27 protein-coding genes are annotated in these 21,138 nt (G+C 38.3%); 16 read left to right on the forward strand and 11 right to left on the reverse strand.

Annotated features, from left to right (window positions below; translation table 11 throughout):
* Positions 1-5 precede the first annotated feature (5 nt).
* From G586_RS0112270 to G586_RS0112300, 7 genes are all read left to right on the forward strand, one after another.
* A complete protein-coding gene (locus G586_RS0112270; protein ID WP_026527994.1) occupies positions 6-1,661 on the forward strand; it encodes an ABC transporter substrate-binding protein in 1,656 nt (551 codons plus the stop codon).
* A 99-nt stretch (positions 1,662-1,760) separates the two neighbouring features.
* A complete protein-coding gene (locus tag G586_RS0112275; RefSeq protein WP_026527995.1) occupies positions 1,761-2,441 on the forward strand; it encodes a dihydrofolate reductase family protein in 681 nt (226 codons plus the stop codon).
* A gap of 72 nt (positions 2,442-2,513) precedes the next feature.
* On the forward strand, positions 2,514-2,840 hold the full coding sequence (locus G586_RS0112280) for a hypothetical protein (protein ID WP_242832012.1): 327 nt from the start codon (positions 2,514-2,516) through the stop codon (positions 2,838-2,840).
* Positions 2,841-3,477: 637 nt separating this feature from the next.
* Positions 3,478-3,972, forward strand: a complete 495-nt coding sequence (locus G586_RS0112285; protein ID WP_026527997.1) for a hypothetical protein — start codon at positions 3,478-3,480, stop codon at positions 3,970-3,972.
* Between the two features lie 429 nt (positions 3,973-4,401).
* Positions 4,402-5,685 carry an AAA family ATPase gene (locus G586_RS0112290; RefSeq protein ID WP_026527998.1) on the forward strand — a complete coding sequence of 428 codons (1,284 nt, stop codon included), beginning with the start codon at positions 4,402-4,404 and terminating at the stop codon, positions 5,683-5,685.
* A gap of 177 nt (positions 5,686-5,862) precedes the next feature.
* Entirely contained in the window at positions 5,863-6,849 is a 987-nt protein-coding gene (locus G586_RS0112295) for a helix-turn-helix transcriptional regulator (protein ID WP_026527999.1), read from the forward strand.
* Between the two features lie 114 nt (positions 6,850-6,963).
* On the forward strand, positions 6,964-8,013 hold the full coding sequence (locus G586_RS0112300) for an endonuclease NucS domain-containing protein (protein WP_026528000.1): 1,050 nt from the start codon (positions 6,964-6,966) through the stop codon (positions 8,011-8,013).
* 257 nt (positions 8,014-8,270) lie between these two features.
* On the opposite strand, the gene G586_RS26600 is transcribed toward G586_RS0112300, so the two are convergent.
* Positions 8,271-8,429: a hypothetical protein gene (locus tag G586_RS26600; RefSeq protein WP_196811598.1), complete on the reverse strand. Its 159-nt coding sequence runs from the start codon at positions 8,427-8,429 to the stop codon at positions 8,271-8,273.
* Positions 8,430-8,498: 69 nt separating this feature from the next.
* Positions 8,499-9,041, reverse strand: a complete 543-nt coding sequence (locus tag G586_RS22915; RefSeq protein WP_081674349.1) for a tyrosine-type recombinase/integrase — start codon at positions 9,039-9,041, stop codon at positions 8,499-8,501.
* A 7-nt stretch (positions 9,042-9,048) separates the two neighbouring features.
* Here G586_RS22915 and G586_RS27645 point away from each other — a divergent pair, with 7 nt between their 5' ends.
* The gene (locus G586_RS27645) at positions 9,049-9,213 is read left to right on the forward strand and encodes a BspA family leucine-rich repeat surface protein (protein WP_242832014.1); all 165 of its coding nucleotides are present in this window, start codon (positions 9,049-9,051) and stop codon (positions 9,211-9,213) included.
* Between the two features lie 236 nt (positions 9,214-9,449).
* Here the strand turns inward: G586_RS27645 and G586_RS22920 are convergent, their stop codons facing one another.
* Positions 9,450-10,070 (reverse strand): ATP-binding protein, encoded by a 621-nt coding sequence (locus tag G586_RS22920; protein ID WP_051204771.1) that lies wholly within the window; start codon positions 10,068-10,070, stop codon positions 9,450-9,452.
* Between the two features lie 131 nt (positions 10,071-10,201).
* Between G586_RS22920 and G586_RS26605 the strand changes: the two genes are divergently transcribed.
* The gene (locus G586_RS26605) at positions 10,202-11,128 is read left to right on the forward strand and encodes a CPBP family intramembrane glutamic endopeptidase (protein WP_026528001.1); all 927 of its coding nucleotides are present in this window, start codon (positions 10,202-10,204) and stop codon (positions 11,126-11,128) included.
* Positions 11,129-11,174: 46 nt separating this feature from the next.
* On the opposite strand, the gene G586_RS0112330 is transcribed toward G586_RS26605, so the two are convergent.
* From G586_RS0112330 to G586_RS0112345, 4 genes are read right to left on the reverse strand one after another with little or no spacing between them, the layout of a single operon-like run.
* The gene (locus G586_RS0112330; protein WP_026528002.1) at positions 11,175-12,023 is read right to left on the reverse strand and encodes a CPBP family intramembrane glutamic endopeptidase; all 849 of its coding nucleotides are present in this window, start codon (positions 12,021-12,023) and stop codon (positions 11,175-11,177) included.
* Positions 12,024-12,073: 50 nt separating this feature from the next.
* Positions 12,074-12,367, reverse strand: coding sequence for a hypothetical protein (locus G586_RS0112335; RefSeq protein ID WP_026528003.1), 294 nt, complete (start codon positions 12,365-12,367; stop codon positions 12,074-12,076).
* The gene (locus G586_RS0112340) at positions 12,327-12,662 is read right to left on the reverse strand and encodes a hypothetical protein (RefSeq protein ID WP_155834137.1); all 336 of its coding nucleotides are present in this window, start codon (positions 12,660-12,662) and stop codon (positions 12,327-12,329) included. Before G586_RS0112340 ends, G586_RS0112335 begins: the two co-directional genes overlap by 41 nt.
* Positions 12,628-12,942: a hypothetical protein gene (locus G586_RS0112345; RefSeq protein WP_026528005.1), complete on the reverse strand. Its 315-nt coding sequence runs from the start codon at positions 12,940-12,942 to the stop codon at positions 12,628-12,630. The genes G586_RS0112340 and G586_RS0112345 overlap by 35 nt, the downstream gene beginning before the upstream one ends.
* 253 nt (positions 12,943-13,195) lie before the next feature.
* Here G586_RS0112345 and G586_RS0112350 point away from each other — a divergent pair, with 253 nt between their 5' ends.
* The 4 genes from G586_RS0112350 (at position 13,196) to G586_RS0112365 (ending at position 16,233) form a co-directional block, all read left to right on the forward strand.
* Entirely contained in the window at positions 13,196-13,759 is a 564-nt protein-coding gene (locus G586_RS0112350; protein WP_026528006.1) for a hypothetical protein, read from the forward strand.
* Positions 13,749-14,921, forward strand: a complete 1,173-nt coding sequence (locus tag G586_RS0112355; protein ID WP_026528007.1) for a DUF6765 family protein — start codon at positions 13,749-13,751, stop codon at positions 14,919-14,921. The genes G586_RS0112350 and G586_RS0112355 overlap by 11 nt, the downstream gene beginning before the upstream one ends.
* Positions 14,914-15,447 carry a DUF308 domain-containing protein gene (locus G586_RS0112360; RefSeq protein WP_026528008.1) on the forward strand — a complete coding sequence of 178 codons (534 nt, stop codon included), beginning with the start codon at positions 14,914-14,916 and terminating at the stop codon, positions 15,445-15,447. The genes G586_RS0112355 and G586_RS0112360 overlap by 8 nt, the downstream gene beginning before the upstream one ends.
* Before the next feature lie 72 nt (positions 15,448-15,519).
* Positions 15,520-16,233: an acetolactate decarboxylase gene (locus G586_RS0112365; RefSeq protein ID WP_026528009.1), complete on the forward strand. Its 714-nt coding sequence runs from the start codon at positions 15,520-15,522 to the stop codon at positions 16,231-16,233.
* Between the two features lie 103 nt (positions 16,234-16,336).
* On the opposite strand, the gene G586_RS26150 is transcribed toward G586_RS0112365, so the two are convergent.
* A complete protein-coding gene (locus G586_RS26150) occupies positions 16,337-16,501 on the reverse strand; it encodes an antA/AntB antirepressor family protein (RefSeq protein WP_155834141.1) in 165 nt (54 codons plus the stop codon).
* Positions 16,502-16,611: 110 nt separating this feature from the next.
* Between G586_RS26150 and G586_RS27230 the strand changes: the two genes are divergently transcribed.
* Positions 16,612-16,746 carry a hypothetical protein gene (locus G586_RS27230; protein ID WP_255346256.1) on the forward strand — a complete coding sequence of 45 codons (135 nt, stop codon included), beginning with the start codon at positions 16,612-16,614 and terminating at the stop codon, positions 16,744-16,746.
* 142 nt (positions 16,747-16,888) lie between these two features.
* The gene (locus tag G586_RS26610; protein ID WP_196811599.1) at positions 16,889-17,113 is read left to right on the forward strand and encodes a hypothetical protein; all 225 of its coding nucleotides are present in this window, start codon (positions 16,889-16,891) and stop codon (positions 17,111-17,113) included.
* Positions 17,114-17,244: 131 nt separating this feature from the next.
* Here G586_RS26610 and G586_RS0112385 read toward each other — a convergent pair whose 3' ends face one another.
* The 3 genes from G586_RS0112385 to G586_RS0112395 all read right to left on the reverse strand — a co-directional run bounded on the left by G586_RS0112385 (position 17,245) and on the right by G586_RS0112395 (position 20,281).
* Positions 17,245-18,411: a HipA domain-containing protein gene (locus G586_RS0112385; protein WP_155834142.1), complete on the reverse strand. Its 1,167-nt coding sequence runs from the start codon at positions 18,409-18,411 to the stop codon at positions 17,245-17,247.
* An 11-nt stretch (positions 18,412-18,422) separates the two neighbouring features.
* Positions 18,423-18,821, reverse strand: coding sequence for a helix-turn-helix domain-containing protein (locus G586_RS0112390; RefSeq protein WP_026528012.1), 399 nt, complete (start codon positions 18,819-18,821; stop codon positions 18,423-18,425).
* A gap of 152 nt (positions 18,822-18,973) precedes the next feature.
* The gene (locus G586_RS0112395) at positions 18,974-20,281 is read right to left on the reverse strand and encodes an ATP-binding protein (RefSeq protein ID WP_026528013.1); all 1,308 of its coding nucleotides are present in this window, start codon (positions 20,279-20,281) and stop codon (positions 18,974-18,976) included.
* Between the two features lie 269 nt (positions 20,282-20,550).
* Here G586_RS0112395 and G586_RS25030 point away from each other — a divergent pair, with 269 nt between their 5' ends.
* Positions 20,551-21,129, forward strand: coding sequence for a MarR family winged helix-turn-helix transcriptional regulator (locus G586_RS25030; RefSeq protein ID WP_051204772.1), 579 nt, complete (start codon positions 20,551-20,553; stop codon positions 21,127-21,129).
* The last annotated feature ends 9 nt before the right edge of the window (positions 21,130-21,138 follow it).

The following is a 21,138-nucleotide window of genomic DNA, read 5'->3' on the forward strand; positions in this document are numbered from 1 at the left end:
AAATGATGAGACGTAAAACAAATACCCCCGTGTACCTACTGACAGCGATTTTTCTTATTGCATCTCTGTTATCCGGATGCAATTCCGCGCCTGGTGATTCCGGAAAAACAGATGCACCTGCAAGCTCAGAGCCCGATGTATCAAAGTTTCTGGTTGCCGTTGAGGAAGAACCTGATACAGTGGATTTTCAATGCACATCCATTCACTACACGGTTGCACAGAATGTTTTTGACCGTCTTGTGGAAATGGAAAACAATGCCCACGGAAGCGCTGTTGTCCTGCCTTCTTTAGCTAAGGAATGGGAAATATCAGATGATGGTATGACCTATACCTTCCACCTTCGCGAGGGAGTGACCTTTAGTAATGGATCACCGCTCACGGCTTCGGATGTGCTTTATACGTTTACAAGGCTTTTGACTCATCCGGATTCCTGTAACCAGGATATTGTTGATGTAATTGCAGGTGCAAGTAAGATTGAGGCCGGAGAGACAGATAAACTGGAAGGCTTTGAGGTTTTGGGAGATCTTGATTTTTCTATCACCCTGGATCAACCGTTTGCAGCTTTTCTGCCGTGCCTGTCGATGCCCGGAGCTTCTATTATGGATGAGGAGACAACCATTGAAGCCGGGGATCGTTTTGGTAAGACTCCGGAATGGACTGTAGGAACAGGGTCCTTTATTTTGTGGAAATGGAATGACGAGGGTATGCTGCTTAAGGCCAACAAGTCATGCTGGAACGGAGCACCTAAGTGTGAAGGCGTGGATCTGAGGTTCATGTCTGATGCCGGTGAGATTGAGGCACTTTTCGAAAAGGGCGGGCTGGATATTCTGGATCTGGATGGCCTTGGAAGTGTGGCAGATAAATATTTAAGTGATGATTCTTATAAGGACCGTTTGTTCCGTGCGCACCCTGTAGGGATTACCTATATTGCGCTTAATGAATCGATTGAGCCTTTAGACGATGTATCCGTGCGCAAGGCTCTCCAGATGGCTCTGGACAGACAGGCCCTTTTGGATAGCAGTCTGAACGGCAGAGGAGAGCTTGAACAGGGTATTTTTCCGCATGGTCTTAGCGGATATAATGAGAATCTGCCTGAAATCCCCTATGATCCGGATGGAGCCGTTGCTCTTCTTTCTGAAGCCGGATACGAAGATGGGTTTGAGATGACGATAAGTGTCAAATCTACTGTTTCATCATGGGAGAAGTCTATGATGGAAGAGGTGGCATCCATGTGGGAGAAGATCGGAGTTACTGCAAAGGTTGAGGTTATCGATGAATCCGAATGGATGAAGATGAGGAAGAGCGGAGAGATTGCTTGCTACGAGGCAACGTGGACAGCTGATTTTAATGATCCGGATAATTTCATCTACACATTTTTTGGCAACAAAGATAATACTGTCAACAGGAGCCTCTGCTATCCAAAAGAGGATATCATGAAGCGGGTTACCGATGCCCGCGCCATCAAAGATAAGGATGAGCGTATCAAGGAATACAGAGACTTAGAGCAGACCATCATTCAGGATGATGCTGCCTGGATCCCGCTGTTTTCACGAATCCGCTTCTATGTGAAGGGAGAGAGACTTGATGGAATTAAGGCCTCCTGGAACGGATCGGTTAAGAATAACTATCGCAATATGACGATAAAGTTGGAGGATAAATGATATTCTGATTCTCCGACAAATCAGCGCAAGAAATGTCGGGTAACATTCATACCATCGTATTAAACTGATAATACAAATATCAGAATGAGGTATGGATATATGAAAAGACCAATTACAACATTATTTATGCTCATGTCAGTAGACGGAAAAATCAGCACAGGATCAACTGATAACATGGATGTAGACAGGGATTTCCCTGAAATTGAAGGATTAAAAGAAGGTCTTCATCAATATTATGAGATAGAGCAGACAACAGATCTGTGGTCATTTAACACCGGGCGTGTACAGGAAAAAATGGGCGTCAATGAGAAGCCTATGCCGGTTAAAACACCGGTCTCTTTTGTGCTTGTTGATAATTCTCATCTTACTGAGCATGGAATCAAATACTTTTGTGAGCTATCAAAAAGGTTCGTACTGATAACAACAAATCGAGATCACCCTGCTTTTAAAGTGAAAGCAGATAATCTGGAAATCATCTTTCAAGAAAACTTTTCCCTTGAACAGGCTCTTGTGGACTTAAAAGAAAAGTATGGATGCGAGAGACTTACGATCCAAAGCGGCGGTACTATGAACGGGATATTTCTTAGAAGCAAGCTCTTTGATTACGTGGATATTGTTGTTGCACCGGTCCTTATTGGAGGAAAAGATACCTCTACATTGATCGATGGAGACTCAATTACAATAAAAGAGGAATTAAGCAAACTCGGTGTACTTAGGCTTGTTAGCTGTGAAAAGCTTGAAGATTCATATCTAAGGTTAAAATATGAAGTGGTTAAATAGGCTTTGTAAATTTTACCCTATGAAAAAGATAAAAACACAATAATGCTGTATATCCTTGTATTCTGCTGTTTCATGAACATAGCACTTGATATTTTTCTGATAAAAATCATTGGCATGGGAGTTGAAGGAGCTGCACTTGCAACTATAATTTCACAGATTGTTTCAGGAATCATAAGTGGTACATATGTGATCGTCAATTATAAGGAATTCATGCCGAATCTGAGACATGATCTGCCTGACAGAGTAATGATAAGCGAAATGATGGCAACAGGTGGCGCAATGTCTCTGATGTACAGTTATGACGGTATTTATCCTGGTCGTATATTTCGTGAATACACAGAGAATCTTCAAAAGCAGACTGGTTTGCCAGGTTATTTAAAAAACATGTGCTTTTCATAACAACATTTTCAAGTCGCAGCAGTGTTAAACCATGCCGCATTCTATTCAGGATGTCCTAAAGCCTGAGCAGCATTCAGACTTGCAAAGGAAGTATATGAATCATAACAGATGGAACATAAATATAGATTAATGAGGAAGCTCCGGATTCTAGTCGCGTAGAATCCGGAGCTTTGTAGTTTTTATGAAGAAAGTGTTTTTTGAGGGGGTTTTAGTGTTTTTTGTTCTATGAATGTTATCTTATATTAAAAATCGTAATTAAAAGTGAAGTTTATATGTTTTTTATGTGAATTCGAAAACTATTACTTTGCAAAGATGAGAATTCATAGAAATTTAGTACTTCACAAAATCTTAGAATGAGATCAAATTGTTAGAAATTCTTGGAACACTCTCACTGATTAACCAATAAACTAAAGTACCGCCACCGGGATCCTGCCACAGTGACGGTACCTTATAGGTTTTCATTAGTATTCATTTTTGAGTTCCTCCTGTTTATGATTATATGTTAGCAGAGTAGGAGAGAAAAGGAATTATCCAGTTTGGAGAGATAATAAAGTTTAATCTTCTTTGGGGATAAGTTAGCAGATTTGGTGTATACTAATATTTCCAAATTTTTATATTATGAAAGGTTTTTATTGTAATGAAAAGAATTGTTCTGCTTTTAGCCATGATTCTAATGATACTTGTTGTAGGATGTGGAAAGAAAGAAAAACAGACTGACTTCAGGATTGCTGCCTGGGGTGATATGTATGCTGACATATTAAGCAAAGAGCAGGCTGAGATCTGTGGACAAGGCCCTGATAGCATATCGGTGAAAGATGTTCTCATCGATGGTGATGAGTGTACAGCTACATATGAATTTGATGAAGACTACCAATTGATTAAGGGATCATATCTTGTTAAGCATCTTCAAAAGTTTCCGGATGATGCATATTCTGATTATGCCGCACTTCTCTCAGAAAAATATGGTGATGCTGTAGATTCCGGGGATTTTGGCAGCATGCATTATACAAAGTATAGAACAGATAGGACGGAGATAACTTTAGAAGTAGCCAATTATGAAGTGAAAATCAAATACGAACCGCTTATAACAATTGAAAAGCCTGAAAAGGGAATGGGTACAGAATGGTTGTAATTTAAAATTGGAAATTATAACGACATCATAGCAATATGCTATGGTGTCGTTTTTTGTTTTCAAAATAGTTTATCTGATTTTGATCTTAATTTATGGAAATCCTTGCGCCATCTATATTTACGGTCATGCCACCTCAGAATTAATTCCGCAAAAATTACACACCTTGTAGTGAAATGATACATATGCAAAGAATTAACAATCACTTATAAGAGATATAGCAAATTAAACCTATATGTAAATAGTAGCATGGTCTCATATCTGAATCTCTAAAATCTCTATAAAGTATCCTGCTACACTTTTTGATTCAGATTATTTGTCTAAATTTTCTATGTTTTAATAGAAAGCTTTTTCATGCGCAAAAAAATGTACATACCACATGATAAAGTATGATCAATAGAGGCCTAGATGATCAAAGGAAGGACATAAAGTATGAGCGCATTTGATAATGTTATTGGTTTTACAGATATTAAGGTTGAACTTATTAGGTTTTGTGATGTTCTTAGAAACATGGATAAATACAAAAAATTGGGGGTAACCTTGCCAAGAGGAATTCTTTTATATGGAGATCCTGGTATAGGAAAGACTATGATAGCAAAGAGTTTTATTGAGGAGAGTGGATATAAATCATTTACTGTAAGGAAGGATAAACCTGATGGGGATTTTGTGAATGAAATCCGTAATACATTTGATAAAGCAAAAAAAGAACCGCAAGCAATAGTCTTCTTGGATGATATGGATAAATTCGCTAATGAAGATGAATTTCATAGAGATGCAGAAGAATATGTAGCTGTACAAGCATGCATCGATGAATGTAAAGGATCTGGTGTTTTTGTTCTTGCAACAGCAAATGACAGATATTGCATGCCTGATTCTCTTACTCGCGCAGGACGCTTCGACAAAGTTATTGAGATGAAATGCCCAGAGGGTGAAGATGCAAAGAAAATAATAAGCTATTTCCTTAGTAAGAAGCAGATTATTGGAGATGTCGATTTAGAAGAGATATCAAGACTTATGGAAGGACATTCCTGTGCGGAGTTAGAGGCTGTAATAAACGAGGCGGGTATTTATGCCGGATTTGATAGGAGGGACAAAGTAGAACAGAAGGATATTATAAAAGCTTGCATGAGAATGATATTTGATGCACCCGAAGCGGTGGATATGATCGATACAAAGTATTTAAGGCACATTGCAGTTCATGAAGCAGGGCACGCTGTTATTTCTGAGGTATTAGATCCGGGATCGGTTAGCCTGGTGTCAGTTTGTCACTATTCTGGTGATAGTGAGGGAGTGACAGTGATCCGCAGACCGGAGGACTATAAGATATCTAAAAAAGCACAGGAGCATGAAGTAATAAGAAAACTGGGAGGAAAGGCTGCTACTGAGATGGTCTTTGGCACAGTTGATATGGGATGTAAAAACGATTTGTATAAAGCAGGTGATCTTGTTTCAGAATTTGTGGATGGTTTATGTGCTTTTGGGTTTGATTCTACTGAAATAAATAGGCCATCAGAATATCTGCAAGCAAAGAGGGATTGGAGAATCTCTCAGGAAATGGCTAGGTATTATCAGCAAGCAAAGGAAATAATTGTTGAGAATAGAGGTCTTTTAGACGTTATTACAAAAGAGCTATTGGAAAAGAAAACTCTGACATATAGGGATATAAAATTACTCTTAAATAATCATAAATATGGGCAATGGAATCTTGAAACATAATATAATTTGGCCATGGTATATCAAATAGCTTCTGTGGAATGGATATTTCAGATAGTAGAATGAGCATGAATTATTTGGTATATAAAATTGATAACGATAAAAGAGACTTCTTCTATGAAGAAATTCTGAATGGGAGTCTATTATAAGAATAGGTGCTTAAAAAAGGAGAATTGTCTTATGTATGCAACGGGTAATAAAAAAATGTTAAATATGCTCATCCTTGAAATATTGAAGAAGTATTCTGATGAGGATCACTCCCTGACCCAACAAGAGATCATAAAACAACTTAATCGGAATTATGGAATGGAGTGTGACCGACGATCGGTAAAGAATAATATTTTGTCGTTGAAGGAAATGGGCTATGATATTTCAACAGATAAAGGTTACCGGTTGTTATCAAGAGACTTTGACGATTCAGAACTGCGTATTCTGATAGATAGTATTCTGTTTTCTAAAGCTATTTCCAAAAAACAAGCAAGGTATCTAATTGAAAAAATCCGCGGAATGGGGAGTAATTATTTTAACATCAAAGTATCACATGTTTGTAATCTCCCTGAATTGAGTAGGACATTGAACAAGCAGGCGATGTACTCAGTGGGTGCAATAAATGATGCAATCGTCGAAAAAAGAAAGATTGAATTCATTTATAACGAAGTCGGAACAGATTTTAAACTTCATCCTAAAAGGGAAGCGCCATATAAGGTGAATCCATACCAGATTGTTGCAAATAATGGGAGATTCTACCTTATTGCAAACTATGACAAATATGACAATATTGCACATTTCCGTATAGATAAGATGACAGAGGTGAAAATACTTGAAGAAAAGATAAAACCTTTGAATCGGATTCCTGGATTTGAGAAAGGCTTAAATTTACCCAAGCATATGGCAGAACATCTTTATATGTTCAGTGGTACAAGCGTAAATGCTGAGTTAAAAATATCACCGACTATGATGTCTGAAATGGTTGATTGGTTCGGAACAGACTTTAGTATTGTGAAAAAATCGCCGGAATGTCTTGTGATCAGAGTTCTATGTAATTTTTCAGCGTTAGAATATTGGGCTCTACAATATGGACCATATGTAGAAGTTCTCAAACCAGAAGCTTTGAGGGAACAAATCCGCACGGATGTAAATAAAATGTATTCTGTTTACAATTCTTGATGTATGCGCATCATTATGATTTTTTACTCTGATTTTACTATGACTTCATACCTCAGGGAGATAGTAGATATAGCATTGATAGTGCCTTGCTAAATGATCTTTAAGGAGAAAACAATGATTAATAATCTTTTTTACTACGCAACAAAAGAGTTATCACAAGATGCATTTATTTGCTGGCTTTTTTCTTATGCTTTACCAGACACCAATAAGGAAGATCATGGTCTAAAAGCTTGTGCTATGGACATGCTTATTGAGTTTTTGGGAGATATAGGAAATGGTCATGAGATAGTATTGGAGAGAATTGATAAGCAGATTGGCAATATTGATGTACTATTAAGCGTAAAATGTGATGAAAAAAATGTACGCATCATTATTGAAGATAAAGTCCATGCATCAGAACACGATGATCAATTAACTCGATACTATGAAAATGTATCCAAGGATAAAAGCGTAGACAAAGTCGTATGTATATATTTCAAAACGGGATTCCAAAGTGATTATTCCGCTGTTAAACAGGCTGGATATAAAGTTTTTGGTAGGCGAGATTTGCTAAGAGTATTAGAACGACATGCTGATTTAATATCTAATGATATTTTTTGTAACTATTATGAGTACTGGAAAAATTTCGAAGATATTACCCAGGGATATAGAAATATACCATGTTCTAAATGGGATTGGAGACAAATCTATGGATTTTTTGATGAAGCACAGTCTGTGCTGCACAACGATGACTTATGGTGCGGATATGATTATGTAGCTAATCGATCAGGTGGATTTTATGGATTATGGTTTGGAATTGATGATGATCATATAGAGGTTGGAAACCTTAAAGTTGCTTTGTATCTCCAGCTTGAATGTCAGTATGTTCAAGATACCGAGCAGTCAGGATATGAATACCGACTTTGCTTGAAATTCGCGAACCAAAGTGATAATGCGGCAAAAGATTTAATAGAGCTTCTGCGTTCAGATATTGTAAACAATCTGGGGAATTACAATTTTTCTAAACCTTCACGATTAGGTCGCGGTCAGCATATGACTTTGGGGATTTATAATCATGAATTTGCTAGCAGTGAAGAGTTGAAGGATGTTTTGAGAGCAGCAACTAAGCAGTATATAAAACTTATAGACAATGAAAAAGAATTTGTAAAGAACATAGAGAGTTAACAACAAAAAATATTAATGGATCAATACTCTTGAAAGGGCTTCTTTACTATACAAAATTGTCAATCTGAAACATCAACAGTAGCCCAGGCTTTACCATAAGCTATATGTAATGCTCATTATTTTGCACATAGCATTTTCTATACTAAATTTAAGATATTTAAGAAACATAATTATAGATAAAGACTGAAGATAGGTTTTATGAAGATATATCTATTAGGTAAAAAATCAATGACTATAGTGTCTCTTATAAATCTCCATCACCCACAATTTTCCTCATCCCCAACCACACTACTAAATGCCACTCCAAGCACAATAATGATGATATCATCCAGCGGGCCGGGAGTCAGGTCCAGAGGTGAAAGAACATATAGAATTGTCAAAGCTATAATTATTCTTCTTAACACTATATTATTCATATAATATCACCTGCTATTTTTGTAAGAATGCGTCTATGCTGCTACAAAGAGCTACACTAATTTCACTACTTACCTCAGTCCTTCAAGCACGTTCCGGGTTTCTTTCATGTCAGTCTTAGCGGCTTCTGCGTAGATATTTGTTGTGTTGAGGCTCGTATGATTGAGCTTTTTCTGTAATTTGAGTATATCATGGTCCGTGGCCTCGTAGAAGCTCATGGCGAAGCTGGATCTGAGCTTATGGGGCGTGATTTTGTCTACATTGGAGCTGTCCGGAAGGGCAGCTCTTACGTATTTTTTGACGAGTCTTTCAACAGCGCGGACACCGAGCCTTTCGCCGGAGAGGGCAGTGAAGGCGGGAAAATTCCTGGTTTTCTTCAAATTGAATTTCGCCTTCTGAGCATTGAAATAATTCATAAGGTAATCTGAACACTCATTTGAGAAGTAAACGGACTGGGTATCGCCGCCTTTCCTGGTGACAACAACGCTTCCTGCCGAGAGGTCAAAATCATCCATGTCGGTGCTGACAAGCTCAGACACACGAAGTCCGGTATCAAGAAAGAGCAGTATCATTGCGGAGTCACGCTTGCAATACAGATCGTGATAACCGGCCATGCGTGGAATGTTTAAAGAATGTGAAAAGCTTAAGGATTTGGATCTTCACAGTTTCAATACATCTAATGTCAATGATTTTTCAATGATGTTCTATAGGTGCTATTTGCTAAAATCTCTTAATCTTAGAAACTTTGATACATCTAAACAGAATAGACAGAACTCATTTTCTTAAGAGAACAAAAGAAATACCAAAACTCGCTAGCGGTGGAGACCGGCGAATATCCATTCATCATGAATCAATAAAGACATCAGAAAAGGAATCCGTCAAAGGTATGACTGTAATCCTTCTTGATGATGTTACAACAACGGTGATTATTTCGTGCCAAGGGCACCGGTGCTGAGCATCGCTCAGCACCATTGTTTTTTTATTGCGAACCACCGGTTCGCAATTCAGCCCCACTTGGCAGATTATTCGCGTTTACTGCAGTATCTGAGCATGTTTGTCTTTCCTGTTTCTACCCAGGTTGTTGTATAAGCAAATCTGTCTACTATCGCCTCCGCATAGACTCCTTCACCCAGCTTTTTGATCCAGTCTTTTTTAGAATACTGCGTACAAAAGATGGTGGATGAGGAATCTGAGCGTCTTTCCATAAGCTCAAAGAGAAAGTGGAGTTCCTCTTTGGATATATCTGCCATAAGCCACTCATCCAGTATCAGGAGCGGTACTTTTGCATACTTATTAAGAATACGTTTCTCTTGTCCTGGAATAAGAACAGTATCACCATACTCCATCAATAGATCTGGAAGTCTTATGTATCTGGTCTTTATCTGTTGACGGCAAGCTTCCTTTCCGAGTGCACATGCCAGAAATGTCTTACCTGACCCAGTATAGCCTTGAAGTACAATACTATGTTTGGAATGAACGTACTGACATGTCATCAGCTCAGTAACAGCTTCATGATTAAGTGTTCTGCCATCAAAGTACAGTGACTGCCTGTCAGCTTGAGGAAATCTGAACTTGGCTGTCTTTATAAGCCTCTGTATCTTACAATTATACTTCTCCTGGTAAAGATAATCGACAAGTCTCAAGCTAACCTCTGAACAGTAACCTTAAAAGTTTAATCGCGTTTATCTAGGCGGAAAAACCTTTTAATTTTTAACGGTATTATGTGCTACAATTATATATGTAGAAATGATTCACTTGAAGAGAGGACCTTAATATGGCAGAAAACAACAACGAACAGAAAAACTTTTTTAAGAACCTGCACACGGATCAGTATAAATGGAATGATTTCTTTCTTATTCCGCTTATAGTGACACTTGTGATGATGCTTGTCGGGCAGACGGGAGTTCTCGTAATCTCTAATATATTAATGAAACCGATTATCAACGATAACAATGTCGATTTTCTAACAATATTTCAACAATATTTCACCTTCCTGGGAGTTTGGATTATAGCTTTACTTTATTGCTACTTTACCCCAAAAAACAGACCAATAATTAAGGCTTTAACACCTTTTTGCAAAGGGAATACAGTGAAATACCTGCTTTTAGGTCTTTTAATTGGTTTTGCTCAAAATGCATTTTGCATTATGGTGGCTTTGCTGCATAAAGATATCCATATTTATTTTGATTCATTAAATCTATTGCAGGTAATACCACTTTTTATAGTTATATTTATTCAGTCCAGCGCAGAAGAATTACTTTGCAGGGGCTTTCTGTATCAGAGACTAAGAAGGGGATATAAAAATCCTGCTATAGCGGTTGTAGGAAATGCTCTGCTGTTTTCACTGGTGCATGCAGCTAATCCGGGATTGTCTCCACTTGCTCTTCCTAGTATCTTTTTTGCCGGACTTCTCTATACACTTATGGTTTATTATTGCGATTCAATATGGATGCCGATGGCAGCACACGCAGCCTGGAATTTCACCCAGAACATTATATTTGGACTTCCAAACAGTGGTAACGTATCGCCAGTTTCAATCTTTAAACTAGATGCATCTACAGCCATGGATAGTTTTGCATATGACGTAGGATTTGGTGTTGAAGCTACAATACTAGCTATAGCACTTATAATAGTAAGTTGTATAATAGTTTATCTATGGGGAAGCAAAAATAATAAAAAGCCAACTGAAATCTGGAATTAAAAGCAATGCGCCGAACTTTCGTTCGGCGCATTATATTTATCACGATTTAATTCTCTTTACCCCATTTCCGGTTCCAGGTTTCCATAATTTCATCCCATGCCGATGGATGTAAAAGATATATCGCAATAATGATCTGTAAAACAGATAGAATCATATTGAGAACTATATCAGAGGTTTTTAAAGTGCCTTCCATTACTCCAGCTTCAGAAACCAGATCCAAATTCATAAAAGCATAAACATCATTTATTGCATGCATGAGCATTGAAGGAAGTAAACTTCCGCTCCTGATAAATAGTGCACAGAGCAAAAACCCTGCCGCACTGGTTGAAATAACCTGTAAAAGCGCCGCCAGAAGTGTAGCACCGGCAAAAAAATTGAAACCATGAACTGATCCAAATATCAAAGAAGTCACTATTGCTATCCATATTATATGTGACTTCTTTTTATTTTGCCTCATCAGATATGACACAGGAAGTCCTCTGAAAACGGTCTCTTCAACAGTTCCTGCAACACCTGCCATTAGTACAGAGTGAAGAGTCGGTGCTCCCAAATTAGTTTTTAGAATAAGCGAAGTAATAATATCAGGAAGCAGCGCGATAACAAGGATAATTAAGCCTGTAATTAGCCATCTTTTAAGATCTTTTGTCTTTAGGGAACCCTCATACTCAGGATAAAACCACCTTTTATGAACAAGTAAAGTCAATAATGCTCCAAGTATCATCCCTATATACATGATCTCTTCTTTCGGAAGCGGAATCACATTTCCCAAAATTACCGCCACTATAACTGAGATAAAGTATGTAAAAAGGTACCCCCAGATAATAAGCAATATGGATCCAATAAACCAGTGTTCATTAAAAATTTTGTGATTAATAATCTTCTTTTGTCTTTCCATGCTTGAGACTCTCCTTACACATTGTTATATATTTTAAATATCCTAACTTTTTACTGCACGTTTACTATCTTTGAAGTTATCTTTCTCTGATATACATCAGTTAAAACTCCGCCAATTATATAGTCACCATCCTCTATTGCTTTGAATTCAACCTTCGGACTGCCGCTAGCTGCTACTGCTACATCCGCAAAATCCTTTTTGCTGTTCTTTACTGCGTCATCTGTTTTAGCGAATAGGCCGCTAAGCTTAGCATATGCTGGTTTTGCCAGGGATGTATCTATTAATGAAAGTGTTGACCTTGTATCAGTTTTTCCATCTGCCGCAGCCGCCTGCCTGCATGACAAATGTGACTCCATCTCCCTGCTTTGTTGCCTCTTTTATCTGCCTTAAATTAAGGGAAGCAAGTCCCGCCTTGTCCTCAAGGTTGGATCCTATTACATAAGTAAGAACCACTACATTTTGAGCGTCTGAATAGTCTGTGTAAAAATGTTCTCTACTTGGATCAAACTCTTTAATCCTTGCATAACCTAGGTAATCCTCTCTTTTTATTACATCTGAGTTTCCTTCAATACCACTAAGGGCGCTGCTAATTTCATCTAGTTGCTTATAAATCAAAAGAGAAGGCGGTGTAGTACTCATAAACTATTGCTGCGATATTGGTAAACATCCAGCCCTTGCTCTCCTTAGGCCCTAAGTAAATGGCTCCGAGCATAAGAATCGCCGCTATTGCAAAGGATCTGTAGAAGGTTCGCATTCTCTTAAACAGAACAGTTGAAAGCTCCCGCTCTGCAAGAAATGGCACCACAGCTGTCCATTTCTTTAAACCTGCCTTTTGAGCACCAGGAAGTACCCAATGGACATGAGTATCCAACCTATCAGTAGAAGGGGAATATTTGAGAATAAAGCAATTATTAACCACATATGTTTTCCTCCATTGCTGTAAATAATACGTACACATTAATTATCCGATAAAAAAGTAATATTTTGACATTTAATAGAGAAAATTTATTTTTTTTTAATACGTATACCTATCTGGGGAAACATATCTATGGACTCAGATTGCATCATATGTCCTCTGACAACAATTAAAAAAAAAGCGCCGGGGATATAGGATACCTGAATGCAATGTTTGATATAATAACGTTAAAAGATGTACATACAGGAGAGTTGAAATGGATTTACAAAGAGAACGTAGACGTAGCTTAAATAGTCTTTCTCTATGCGGGACCGGCGCTATTGGCCTTGGGTTATGGTCAGTTATAAAAGCCATAATGACGTTTTTCGCGAATAGGAACTATATCGCAGAAATGATCAGCGATATCTATACTAATTCAGGAGTCTCAGAGGAAGAAGTAAGTCTTAAAGCAGTAGCATTTATAACGTACCTCATAATTTTAGCTTTTTTGGTATTGGTTTTTTCTGTTAGTCTATACGTTGGCAAATGTGCAAATGCAGAGGCTAAAAAAGGGAAAAAAAGATATCTTTATTTGATAATCGCACTTTTAGCAGGCTTCTTATATATATATTCCTGCTATTTGGGGATTCTTTCAATCAGAGATTTAACTTTTAATGAGGCTAGTTTAACAGATGACATTAACAATTCTATTGATCAGATTGCAGAGTTTCTTTTGGATTTGTCATCTGCAGGAGTATTGCTGGCACTGTTTTTTTCCGCAATCAGATCCCGAATTCTTTCCAATATGATCAGTAAACAGGAGGCAGCCCATGAACATTGATTTTCACTATTATGCTACCTACCTGGCAGCAATTATTGCAGGATATTCTCATGAAGAAAGCAGTGAAATAGCGTATTCTGCGCAATTTGTTGATTGTTGTACAAGAACTTTCTTAACAAGCATCAAAGCCCCTTTGTCCGCAGCTACAACTCAGTCACAGGTAGAGCTGATAAATGCTCGTGCAGACCTTCTGGGGCTTCAGGATATAACTAGGATATGGTCTAGCTTCCATTTTTTGCCTCAGGATCTTTATGCTGAAAAAAAATGGTGTACTAGAGGATATAGAAACAAATATCGTCTTATCTGCGGTCCAAATGGCGATCTGTTGGTGGAGACTGTAAAGCTTGCAAAAGGAAAGTCTCTTGAGTCAGTAGGGCTAGCCATGCACGTTTTGGCTGATACCTGGGCACACCGCAATTTTGCAGGGACACCTTCTCTTGTCATCAATAATACCGACTATTATTTCTATGAGATTTTTAGCGGTGATGCCGGAGAATTTGAAAAGAAAATAACATTTCGGCACAGTACGTCAACTCCGGATGATCTTAACAGAAGCATATATACTAACAGTCTTTTCCAGACCAGTGAGAATTCCATAATGAATCTGGGACACGGGAGAGCCGGGCATCTTCCGGATTATAGCTTTATCAAATATAAGTATTTGCCTGCATGGGGGGATTTTACGGAGATTGTAAAAGACAATCCATCTGACTATTATCATGCCTTTTGTCAGATGGTTTATGCCATGAGGTATTTAAGGGGGAATATCAGCTCTTTTGACAAAGATACTTACGACTTTGAAATTGTTAGTCCTTATGAAGCTCAAATAAAAGAAATCATAAATAAACGGCAGATTGACTCCTGCGCTGACTGGAAAGCTTTAGGTGAAAAAATTTCCGGCAATATAATTGATGATTTTGATGTCTACAGATATAAAGATGAGTACTTGGCAGCCAGAAAAGAAGCTAAAGACAATACTATTCTTGGTAGATTTTTTGTGGCTGCGTTAAGACAAAAGAGCATGGTCACCAATAAGATTTATAAATCAGGCAACATGCTGGCTGGCTTTTCTGCAGATTTTGCAGAGAATGGTTTTGTGGGTATAAAAGATTTCAAAAAGCTGGTAGATGTTGCTACTTCCGGAGGTGAAAAGCATGACTAGAATGCAAAAGATTAGAAGTATATTTGTGGCTATCGTAACTATTCTTGCCAGTATATATATGATAGTTGAGCCGGATGACGGTCTGATTACTATGGCTTTAATCCTCAGTATTGCTCTTGTCGCCATGGGACTTAAATACCTCACCTACTATTTTACAATGGCGAGACATATGGTAGGCGGAAAAGGAATCCTTTTTTATGGCCTGATAGTGTTTGATTTTGGTCTTTTCACATTGTCACTCTCGGACATTCCAAAACTGTATCTGGTGTTGTACCTTGTCGTCATCAATGGATTTAGCGCAGCTGTAACAATCTTAAGAGGGCTTGATGCCAAAAAAATGCACAGCGCCTCCTGGAGACTATCCATCAGCCATGGTATTCTCAATCTTGCGCTGGCATTTTTTTGCATAATATTTGTCAGGTCCACTTCTGTTGTAGTTTATGTATACTGCTTTGGACTTATTTACAGTTCTATCATCAGAATAATATCTGCATTTAGAAAAACTGCTGTCGTGTATATTCAGTAATAAAGCAATCGCAAAAGCATACTTAGTCTGCATCAAGGGGCTGGAAGTCCATATAAAAAGGAGAAATACCAAATGGAAAATACTATGTATCAGGTGTCGACACTTCAGGCGCTAATTCTTGGGTACAGCCGGACGGTGATAAATGTAGACGAAATAATTCAGCATGGTGATACCGGGCTGGGAACATTTGAGGATGTGAACGGTGAGATGATCGTCATGGATGGACACTGCTACAGGTCAGATCAGTTCGGGAATGTAACAGAGGTTGATCCTTCGACGGGAATTCCCTTTGCTGCTGTGGCCAGGCTCTATGGCAATCAGCAGTTTCAGCTTAATGACATGCCGAATTTTGCCTCAATTCAGACAGAACTGACAAGGAAGATCGAAGAGGTATTCGGGCTTAACAGTATGCATATTGTCAGGATTGACGGAGAGTTTGGGAAAATCGATGCCAGATCGGAGGGGCCTTACAGGTCGCACCATATCAGGCTGAAAGAGATTCTTCTCCACACGCAGCAATCGTTTCTTTTTGAGAATATCCGGGGATCTCTGGTGGGTGTATATTTTCCAGATTATATGGATGGAATAAATATGCCGGGATGGCATCTTCATTTTCTTTCCGAGGACAGAACGAAAGGCGGGCATGTTTTTGATGCAAGTATAATCAAAGGAGCAGCCAGAGTAGATAAGATTACCAGTATCCACATAAATCTTCCAAAAGAAGCGTCTTTTGATACCTATTCTCTTAAAGAGGATCTGGAAAGCGAGATAAAGTCCGTCGAGTAAAGTAAAAACATCAGATATACAGGCAGAGTTTTAAAAGGAACTAACGACCTCGGCGAAGAGGTAGAGATATCAGCTACAACAAAAGCGCGTCTGGTTCTATTAGTCAGTTTTTCGCCGGATATTCACTCACAAGCATCCATAAAAGACATGTTGAATCACACATACGCGGGAACCAGTCATTAAACCTTGTAGCAATATTCAACTTTCTATGAAGTTCTCTGGCTGATATTGTTTGCTTGTCAAAATCAATCTTTAATAATTCGTTCATTATGCCTTCCTATAAAAATAAAGTTTTTTTAATCAGCAACCCTGATAATACTTACACAATTATTTTAAACTCAGGATTGTCTTATGAGACTAACCTTGAGTCCTATTTGCATGAATTATTACATATTAAAAACAAACAGTGTGTTCCTTGACAAGCGCTACATGGTAAGAGGCCTTAAAACAGATGCCGGAAAAAACAGACAGATACCCATATCCGGAAAGATAGTTCCACTTGACGATATATAGTGGTGCTGAAGTGTGAATTGAATTTTGTGAAATTATAGTGGTGCTATTGTGTGAATAGGTGGGGCTCAATTGCGAACTAGGTGGGCTCACAGCCCGAAATATTCAAACGGGTAATTCACTTATTGCCTGTCGCGACATTCTTTTGAAAAACGGAGCAGATGATGTAATAATGTTTGCTCTTGGAGAAACAAAAGAACCTTTTATACAAAAATTCCTTGTATTTATTGAACTGGTAGCCTCTTTCTTACGACTAATAATATGGATAACTGAGAAGGTTATCGTCTGGCTCATCTATAACTTCAGGAAATTACCCTTTTATTTCGTGGGAATAATAACCTTGCTGTATTTCATCACAAACATCCTGTGAGATACCATTCTAGTATAATGACAGGCCGACTTATGATTTGGCTAAAGAAAATGAAATCCCAGGGCATCATATCAATATGTCCTGGGATTACAATATGTAATCATCTATAACTAATATTGAACATATTCCAATTAGTATGACTTGTGAAAAACTTCCTTACCCAGCTGTATGTCACGGCATAAATCTATTTTCTTTTCATACCAATGGGCAATGTTATTTATGTCCTTTTCATGCATTTTGGGATCCTTAGCGTAAACTTCTCTTATAAATGATGAAGGAGGGAGTTTTGTCAGATCGATGGCATTTCTGTTCCTTACAAGCTTTATAAGATCTGATTCCTTCTTGGTAAAACTGTGAGTATCTATATCAAGAAGTTCCTTTTCATTTTTGGGAATGGCTTTTCCGGCAAACATTGATCCGCCACTATCAAAGATCGGAGCAAGTCCTTTAAATTGCAAAGTTGCAGCATCTCTAATAAAAGCAATGTTGTTTAGGTGCCGGTCATAGCCGGACATGATGAAATCAACAAGTATCTGATAATCAAGTCCCTCTGCAATGGCGTCCGCATCCATGCCATATTTCCTGCACATATTCATCAGATGTTCATAGTTGGAAATATTGTTGCTTTTTTTCTCATTGGTAAAAAGAGCCCATGCTGATACTAATTCTTTGTTCTGGGAAGTAAAAAGTTTTGAATAGCAGCCGTAAGCATATTCTTTCCCTTTTATTTCTATGAGATTATAGTCAGTATAGTTGGCAAAACCCTGCCTTTTATGGATTTCTGACGCAATTACCTCATTTATACTCTCAGTGGATAAGGATGAGTGATTTCCTTTGATAAGATATCGCTCGCCGTTGTTGATTGTCCATGTTTTTTCAATAGTTCCTTGTAGAGAGCCATTGGGAGAGTAATGAGGCGTGTTTCTGTCTGTCTCGCGCTCTGACGGTTCCCTTTCCCAGTTCAGCAGATTACTCTTAAAATCATTATCAAAAAGGTTAACGTCTTTCCAGGTGAGTTCGCTATCGACAGGTTTTAACCAGTAATAGTCTGTAAGGCTTAGCCCCAGGTTTTTTATCAGATAGTCACTTGGCATTGAATAGCCGTTTTCAGAGAGGAAATGTGCAATATTATCCTGATCAACAGGAATTGAGCGTTCATTCCACCAAAGCTTAAGCCAGTTCCCCTGATACATGTCCTGAATGGGAGCAAGCTCTTTATTCTTGATATTTCTTGAATAACTTATCATATCCCCTTCCGTGGTAAATTCTGCATATGTAATAGGGGAATCTTTACGCATGATAAAATATCCTAAAGCATCGTCTCCCATGCATCCATCCTCGCTTTCCTAGCTATGTTACTAATATACGTTTCAGCTATATCCTTAATATATTGAGCATTCAGCTCATTATTTTTACATAAGTACGATGTGCCATTTGTACCAGAGATATAGTATTTCCCATTTTTTATCTTCAGGCTGTACCCATCAGGCAATTCCGGAGTTGGTGCTGTTTCCTTTGCAAGCCTGTAGAATTCATCCATGGATAGTGAAAAGGCTTCTGCCAGTTTCATGAAAACCCTTACTCCGGCATTGTCTATATCGGTTTTGCCATTCACAATGTCCCCTATTGTAGTGTAGGGGATGCCAGTTGCTTTACAGATATCTGAGAGCTTTATTCCATTTTCCTTAATATATTTTTTTATGTTCATGAGCGATACCTCGGTACAGCGTTATATATATAATAATATCGGTACACCGAGAACTCGTCAACAGCTTAATTGTACACTTTTGGGGCTTTTTGTAGAAGAAATGTAAATCCCAGGACATCATAAAGCTAAGCTCTGGGATTATGCTTATGTTTTTAAATGAATAATGCCATGTATAACGGAAGGGTGATTATTCCTGCGTCTCCTACGCCTATGTTGCCATCTATGAACTTATATCCAAAATCTATATCGGATTTATTTTTTATCACAGAATTAAGCGATGTAGCACGCGTATTACCGCTCTTTACTTCTATTGGAATGACCTTTCCATCTTTTTGAATCAGAAAATCTATTTCCTTTTTATTTGTTTCATTTTTGTAGAAGAAAATAGGGTAATCCTTTTTGATCAGAGCATCTGCAATGGCGCACTCAAACAATCCACCTTTTGTGCTTCCGGAAAGCGTGTTTTCAACGATATGTTGCTTTAGTGAAAAATCTTTCATGGCAATAAGCAGAGATAGATCAGTGGTATACGCCCGGAAAAAGTCATCTCTTGCATAATCATCAAGATCATAGCGCATATCAGAAACAAGCCGGCAGAGCTGGATGATATCAGCTCTTAGGAGCCAGTCTATGCTTGAGTAATACTTCTGAGCCCTTCCGCCATGTTCAATCTCTTTATACTGAAATTTATGGTTTTCCTTATCAAGGAGCTGCTTTGAAAGGGAAAGATAGCATTTTTCTGCCTTTACCTTTTCTTCAGCAGTTGCGTAATGAGCTATATCATACAAATAACCCTGCAGGAGGCTCCGCTGTACCTTATCTACTTCCCTGTAATCTTTGGTATCTATATATTTTTGAACAGCTTCAGGCATACCACCGGTCGCGATATACTGTCTGTAATATGACATCATCTGATTGTGGATGCCTTCCGGAACAGCCTTCTTCTCGGAAAAAAAGGATTGAAGTGATCTTATCATGTCATCAGAAATGCCAAGTCCCCAGAGGTATTCTTCGAAATCAAGTCCATGCATTGTGATGTAATCAACATACCCTACGGGGTAGGATGATGATCTTTTGTAATCTATACCCAGAAGAGAGCCTGAAGCTATTACGTCATATCTGTTATCTGTAGCCCAGAACTTAAGTGAAGTTATGGCTTCCGGACATTCCTGGATCTCGTCTAAAAAGATAAGCGTTTTATCAGGAACAATTTTCTTTTCCGGAAATCTGAATCTTAATGCCATGACCATGTTATCTACGGTCAGATCACCTGAGAAAACCTCAGCTGCCGAGGGAGTCTCTTTAAAATTGATTTCAACAGTTTCTTCGTAGTTATCACTGGCGAATTGCTCAATTATATATGTTTTTCCAGTCTGGCGAGCGCCTTTGACGATAAGGCATTTCTTATCTTTGGTGGAAATCCAGTTTTTCAGCTGCTCTGTGACTTTTCTTTTTAGCATTGCGACACCTCATCAACATTTTGGAATATTTAAAATGCATTCAAATCAACATTTTGGAATACAAAATTGTTGATTGCATCAACATTTAAGAATATTTTAGCATGTGCAACTCAGACGAACAATATTTTAATTCTTTCAGGAGAGGAGTTTATTCTTTTTTTATAATACATCGGTACCGTTATATATTGACAATACATCGGTGCCGATATATTATTTTTATAACGGTACCGATGTAATACAAACTGACATAAGGGAGGTGACAAATAAATATGAATAAGATAGATGATATGGAACTCATGAGAAAGATCCTGAAGTTTACCAGAAAAAACCGTCCCATGGGACCTGGAAAGCATGATTTTCCTCCTGAAGGATTTGATAAGCTTCCTCCTAATATACCGCCTATGGGAGAACCTCATTTTGAAAGGCCGCCGAAGCCAGGTTTTGAAGGGCCCGGTCCTCACGATGAAATGCCACCGTTTGGCCAACCTCCGGGACATCCAGGTCCTCACCCCATGAGGAAGCCTCCGCTTTCAAGGGAGCATCTTCTTGTACTTATTAGTGAGTGTCCTGAAGGAATAAGACAGAAGGCTCTTATGGAGAAGGCAGGTATAGGACAGTCTTCAGTTTCTGAGCTTATAAACAAGCTTGAGGATGACGGATATGTGGAGAGAAAGATTGATCCTACAGATAAGAGGGCTACACTTTTATTCCTTACAGAAAAAGGCTCAGCACGCGCCTTTGAAGTAGAAGATGAGAGGAAGGAATTCTTTGCTGCCATCTTCTCTAAGCTTAGTGACGAGGAGAAGCAGGTATTGTCTGATATCATGGATAAACTTCTTAGTGAGTGAGTGCTAATA

Origin of the sequence: Butyrivibrio sp. VCD2006 (assembly GCF_000423925.1) — a bacterium.
Taxonomy (GTDB): Bacteria; Bacillota; Clostridia; order Lachnospirales; family Lachnospiraceae; genus Butyrivibrio.

Excerpts from the sequence above, each read along its gene's own strand:
- G586_RS0112390 (WP_026528012.1), bottom strand. The coding sequence starts at position 18,821 with ATGAACATAAAAAAATATATTAAGGAAAATGGAATAAAGCTCTCAGAT.
- G586_RS26150 (WP_155834141.1), bottom strand. The coding sequence starts at position 16,501 with ATGAACGAATTATTAAAGATTGATTTTGACAAGCAAACAATATCAGCC.
- G586_RS0112365 (WP_026528009.1), top strand. The coding sequence starts at position 15,520 with ATGGAAAATACTATGTATCAGGTGTCGACACTTCAGGCGCTAATTCTT.
- G586_RS0112280 (WP_242832012.1), top strand. The coding sequence starts at position 2,514 with ATGAACATAGCACTTGATATTTTTCTGATAAAAATCATTGGCATGGGA.
- G586_RS26605 (WP_026528001.1), top strand. The coding sequence starts at position 10,202 with ATGGCAGAAAACAACAACGAACAGAAAAACTTTTTTAAGAACCTGCAC.
- G586_RS25030 (WP_051204772.1), top strand. The coding sequence starts at position 20,551 with ATGAATAAGATAGATGATATGGAACTCATGAGAAAGATCCTGAAGTTT.
- G586_RS0112290 (WP_026527998.1), top strand. The coding sequence starts at position 4,402 with ATGAGCGCATTTGATAATGTTATTGGTTTTACAGATATTAAGGTTGAA.
- G586_RS26600 (WP_196811598.1), bottom strand. The coding sequence starts at position 8,429 with ATGAATAATATAGTGTTAAGAAGAATAATTATAGCTTTGACAATTCTA.
- G586_RS0112340 (WP_155834137.1), bottom strand. The coding sequence starts at position 12,662 with ATGAGTACTACACCGCCTTCTCTTTTGATTTATAAGCAACTAGATGAA.
- G586_RS0112300 (WP_026528000.1), top strand. The coding sequence starts at position 6,964 with ATGATTAATAATCTTTTTTACTACGCAACAAAAGAGTTATCACAAGAT.
- G586_RS27645 (WP_242832014.1), top strand. The coding sequence starts at position 9,049 with ATGTTTAAAGAATGTGAAAAGCTTAAGGATTTGGATCTTCACAGTTTC.
- G586_RS0112270 (WP_026527994.1), top strand. The coding sequence starts at position 6 with ATGAGACGTAAAACAAATACCCCCGTGTACCTACTGACAGCGATTTTT.
- G586_RS0112295 (WP_026527999.1), top strand. The coding sequence starts at position 5,863 with ATGTATGCAACGGGTAATAAAAAAATGTTAAATATGCTCATCCTTGAA.
- G586_RS0112330 (WP_026528002.1), bottom strand. The coding sequence starts at position 12,023 with ATGGAAAGACAAAAGAAGATTATTAATCACAAAATTTTTAATGAACAC.
- G586_RS0112360 (WP_026528008.1), top strand. The coding sequence starts at position 14,914 with ATGACTAGAATGCAAAAGATTAGAAGTATATTTGTGGCTATCGTAACT.
- G586_RS0112355 (WP_026528007.1), top strand. The coding sequence starts at position 13,749 with ATGAACATTGATTTTCACTATTATGCTACCTACCTGGCAGCAATTATT.
- G586_RS27230 (WP_255346256.1), top strand. The coding sequence starts at position 16,612 with ATGAATTATTACATATTAAAAACAAACAGTGTGTTCCTTGACAAGCGC.
- G586_RS0112350 (WP_026528006.1), top strand. The coding sequence starts at position 13,196 with ATGGATTTACAAAGAGAACGTAGACGTAGCTTAAATAGTCTTTCTCTA.
- G586_RS0112385 (WP_155834142.1), bottom strand. The coding sequence starts at position 18,411 with ATGCGTAAAGATTCCCCTATTACATATGCAGAATTTACCACGGAAGGG.
- G586_RS22915 (WP_081674349.1), bottom strand. The coding sequence starts at position 9,041 with ATGGCCGGTTATCACGATCTGTATTGCAAGCGTGACTCCGCAATGATA.
- G586_RS0112395 (WP_026528013.1), bottom strand. The coding sequence starts at position 20,281 with ATGCTAAAAAGAAAAGTCACAGAGCAGCTGAAAAACTGGATTTCCACC.
- G586_RS0112275 (WP_026527995.1), top strand. The coding sequence starts at position 1,761 with ATGAAAAGACCAATTACAACATTATTTATGCTCATGTCAGTAGACGGA.
- G586_RS0112285 (WP_026527997.1), top strand. The coding sequence starts at position 3,478 with ATGAAAAGAATTGTTCTGCTTTTAGCCATGATTCTAATGATACTTGTT.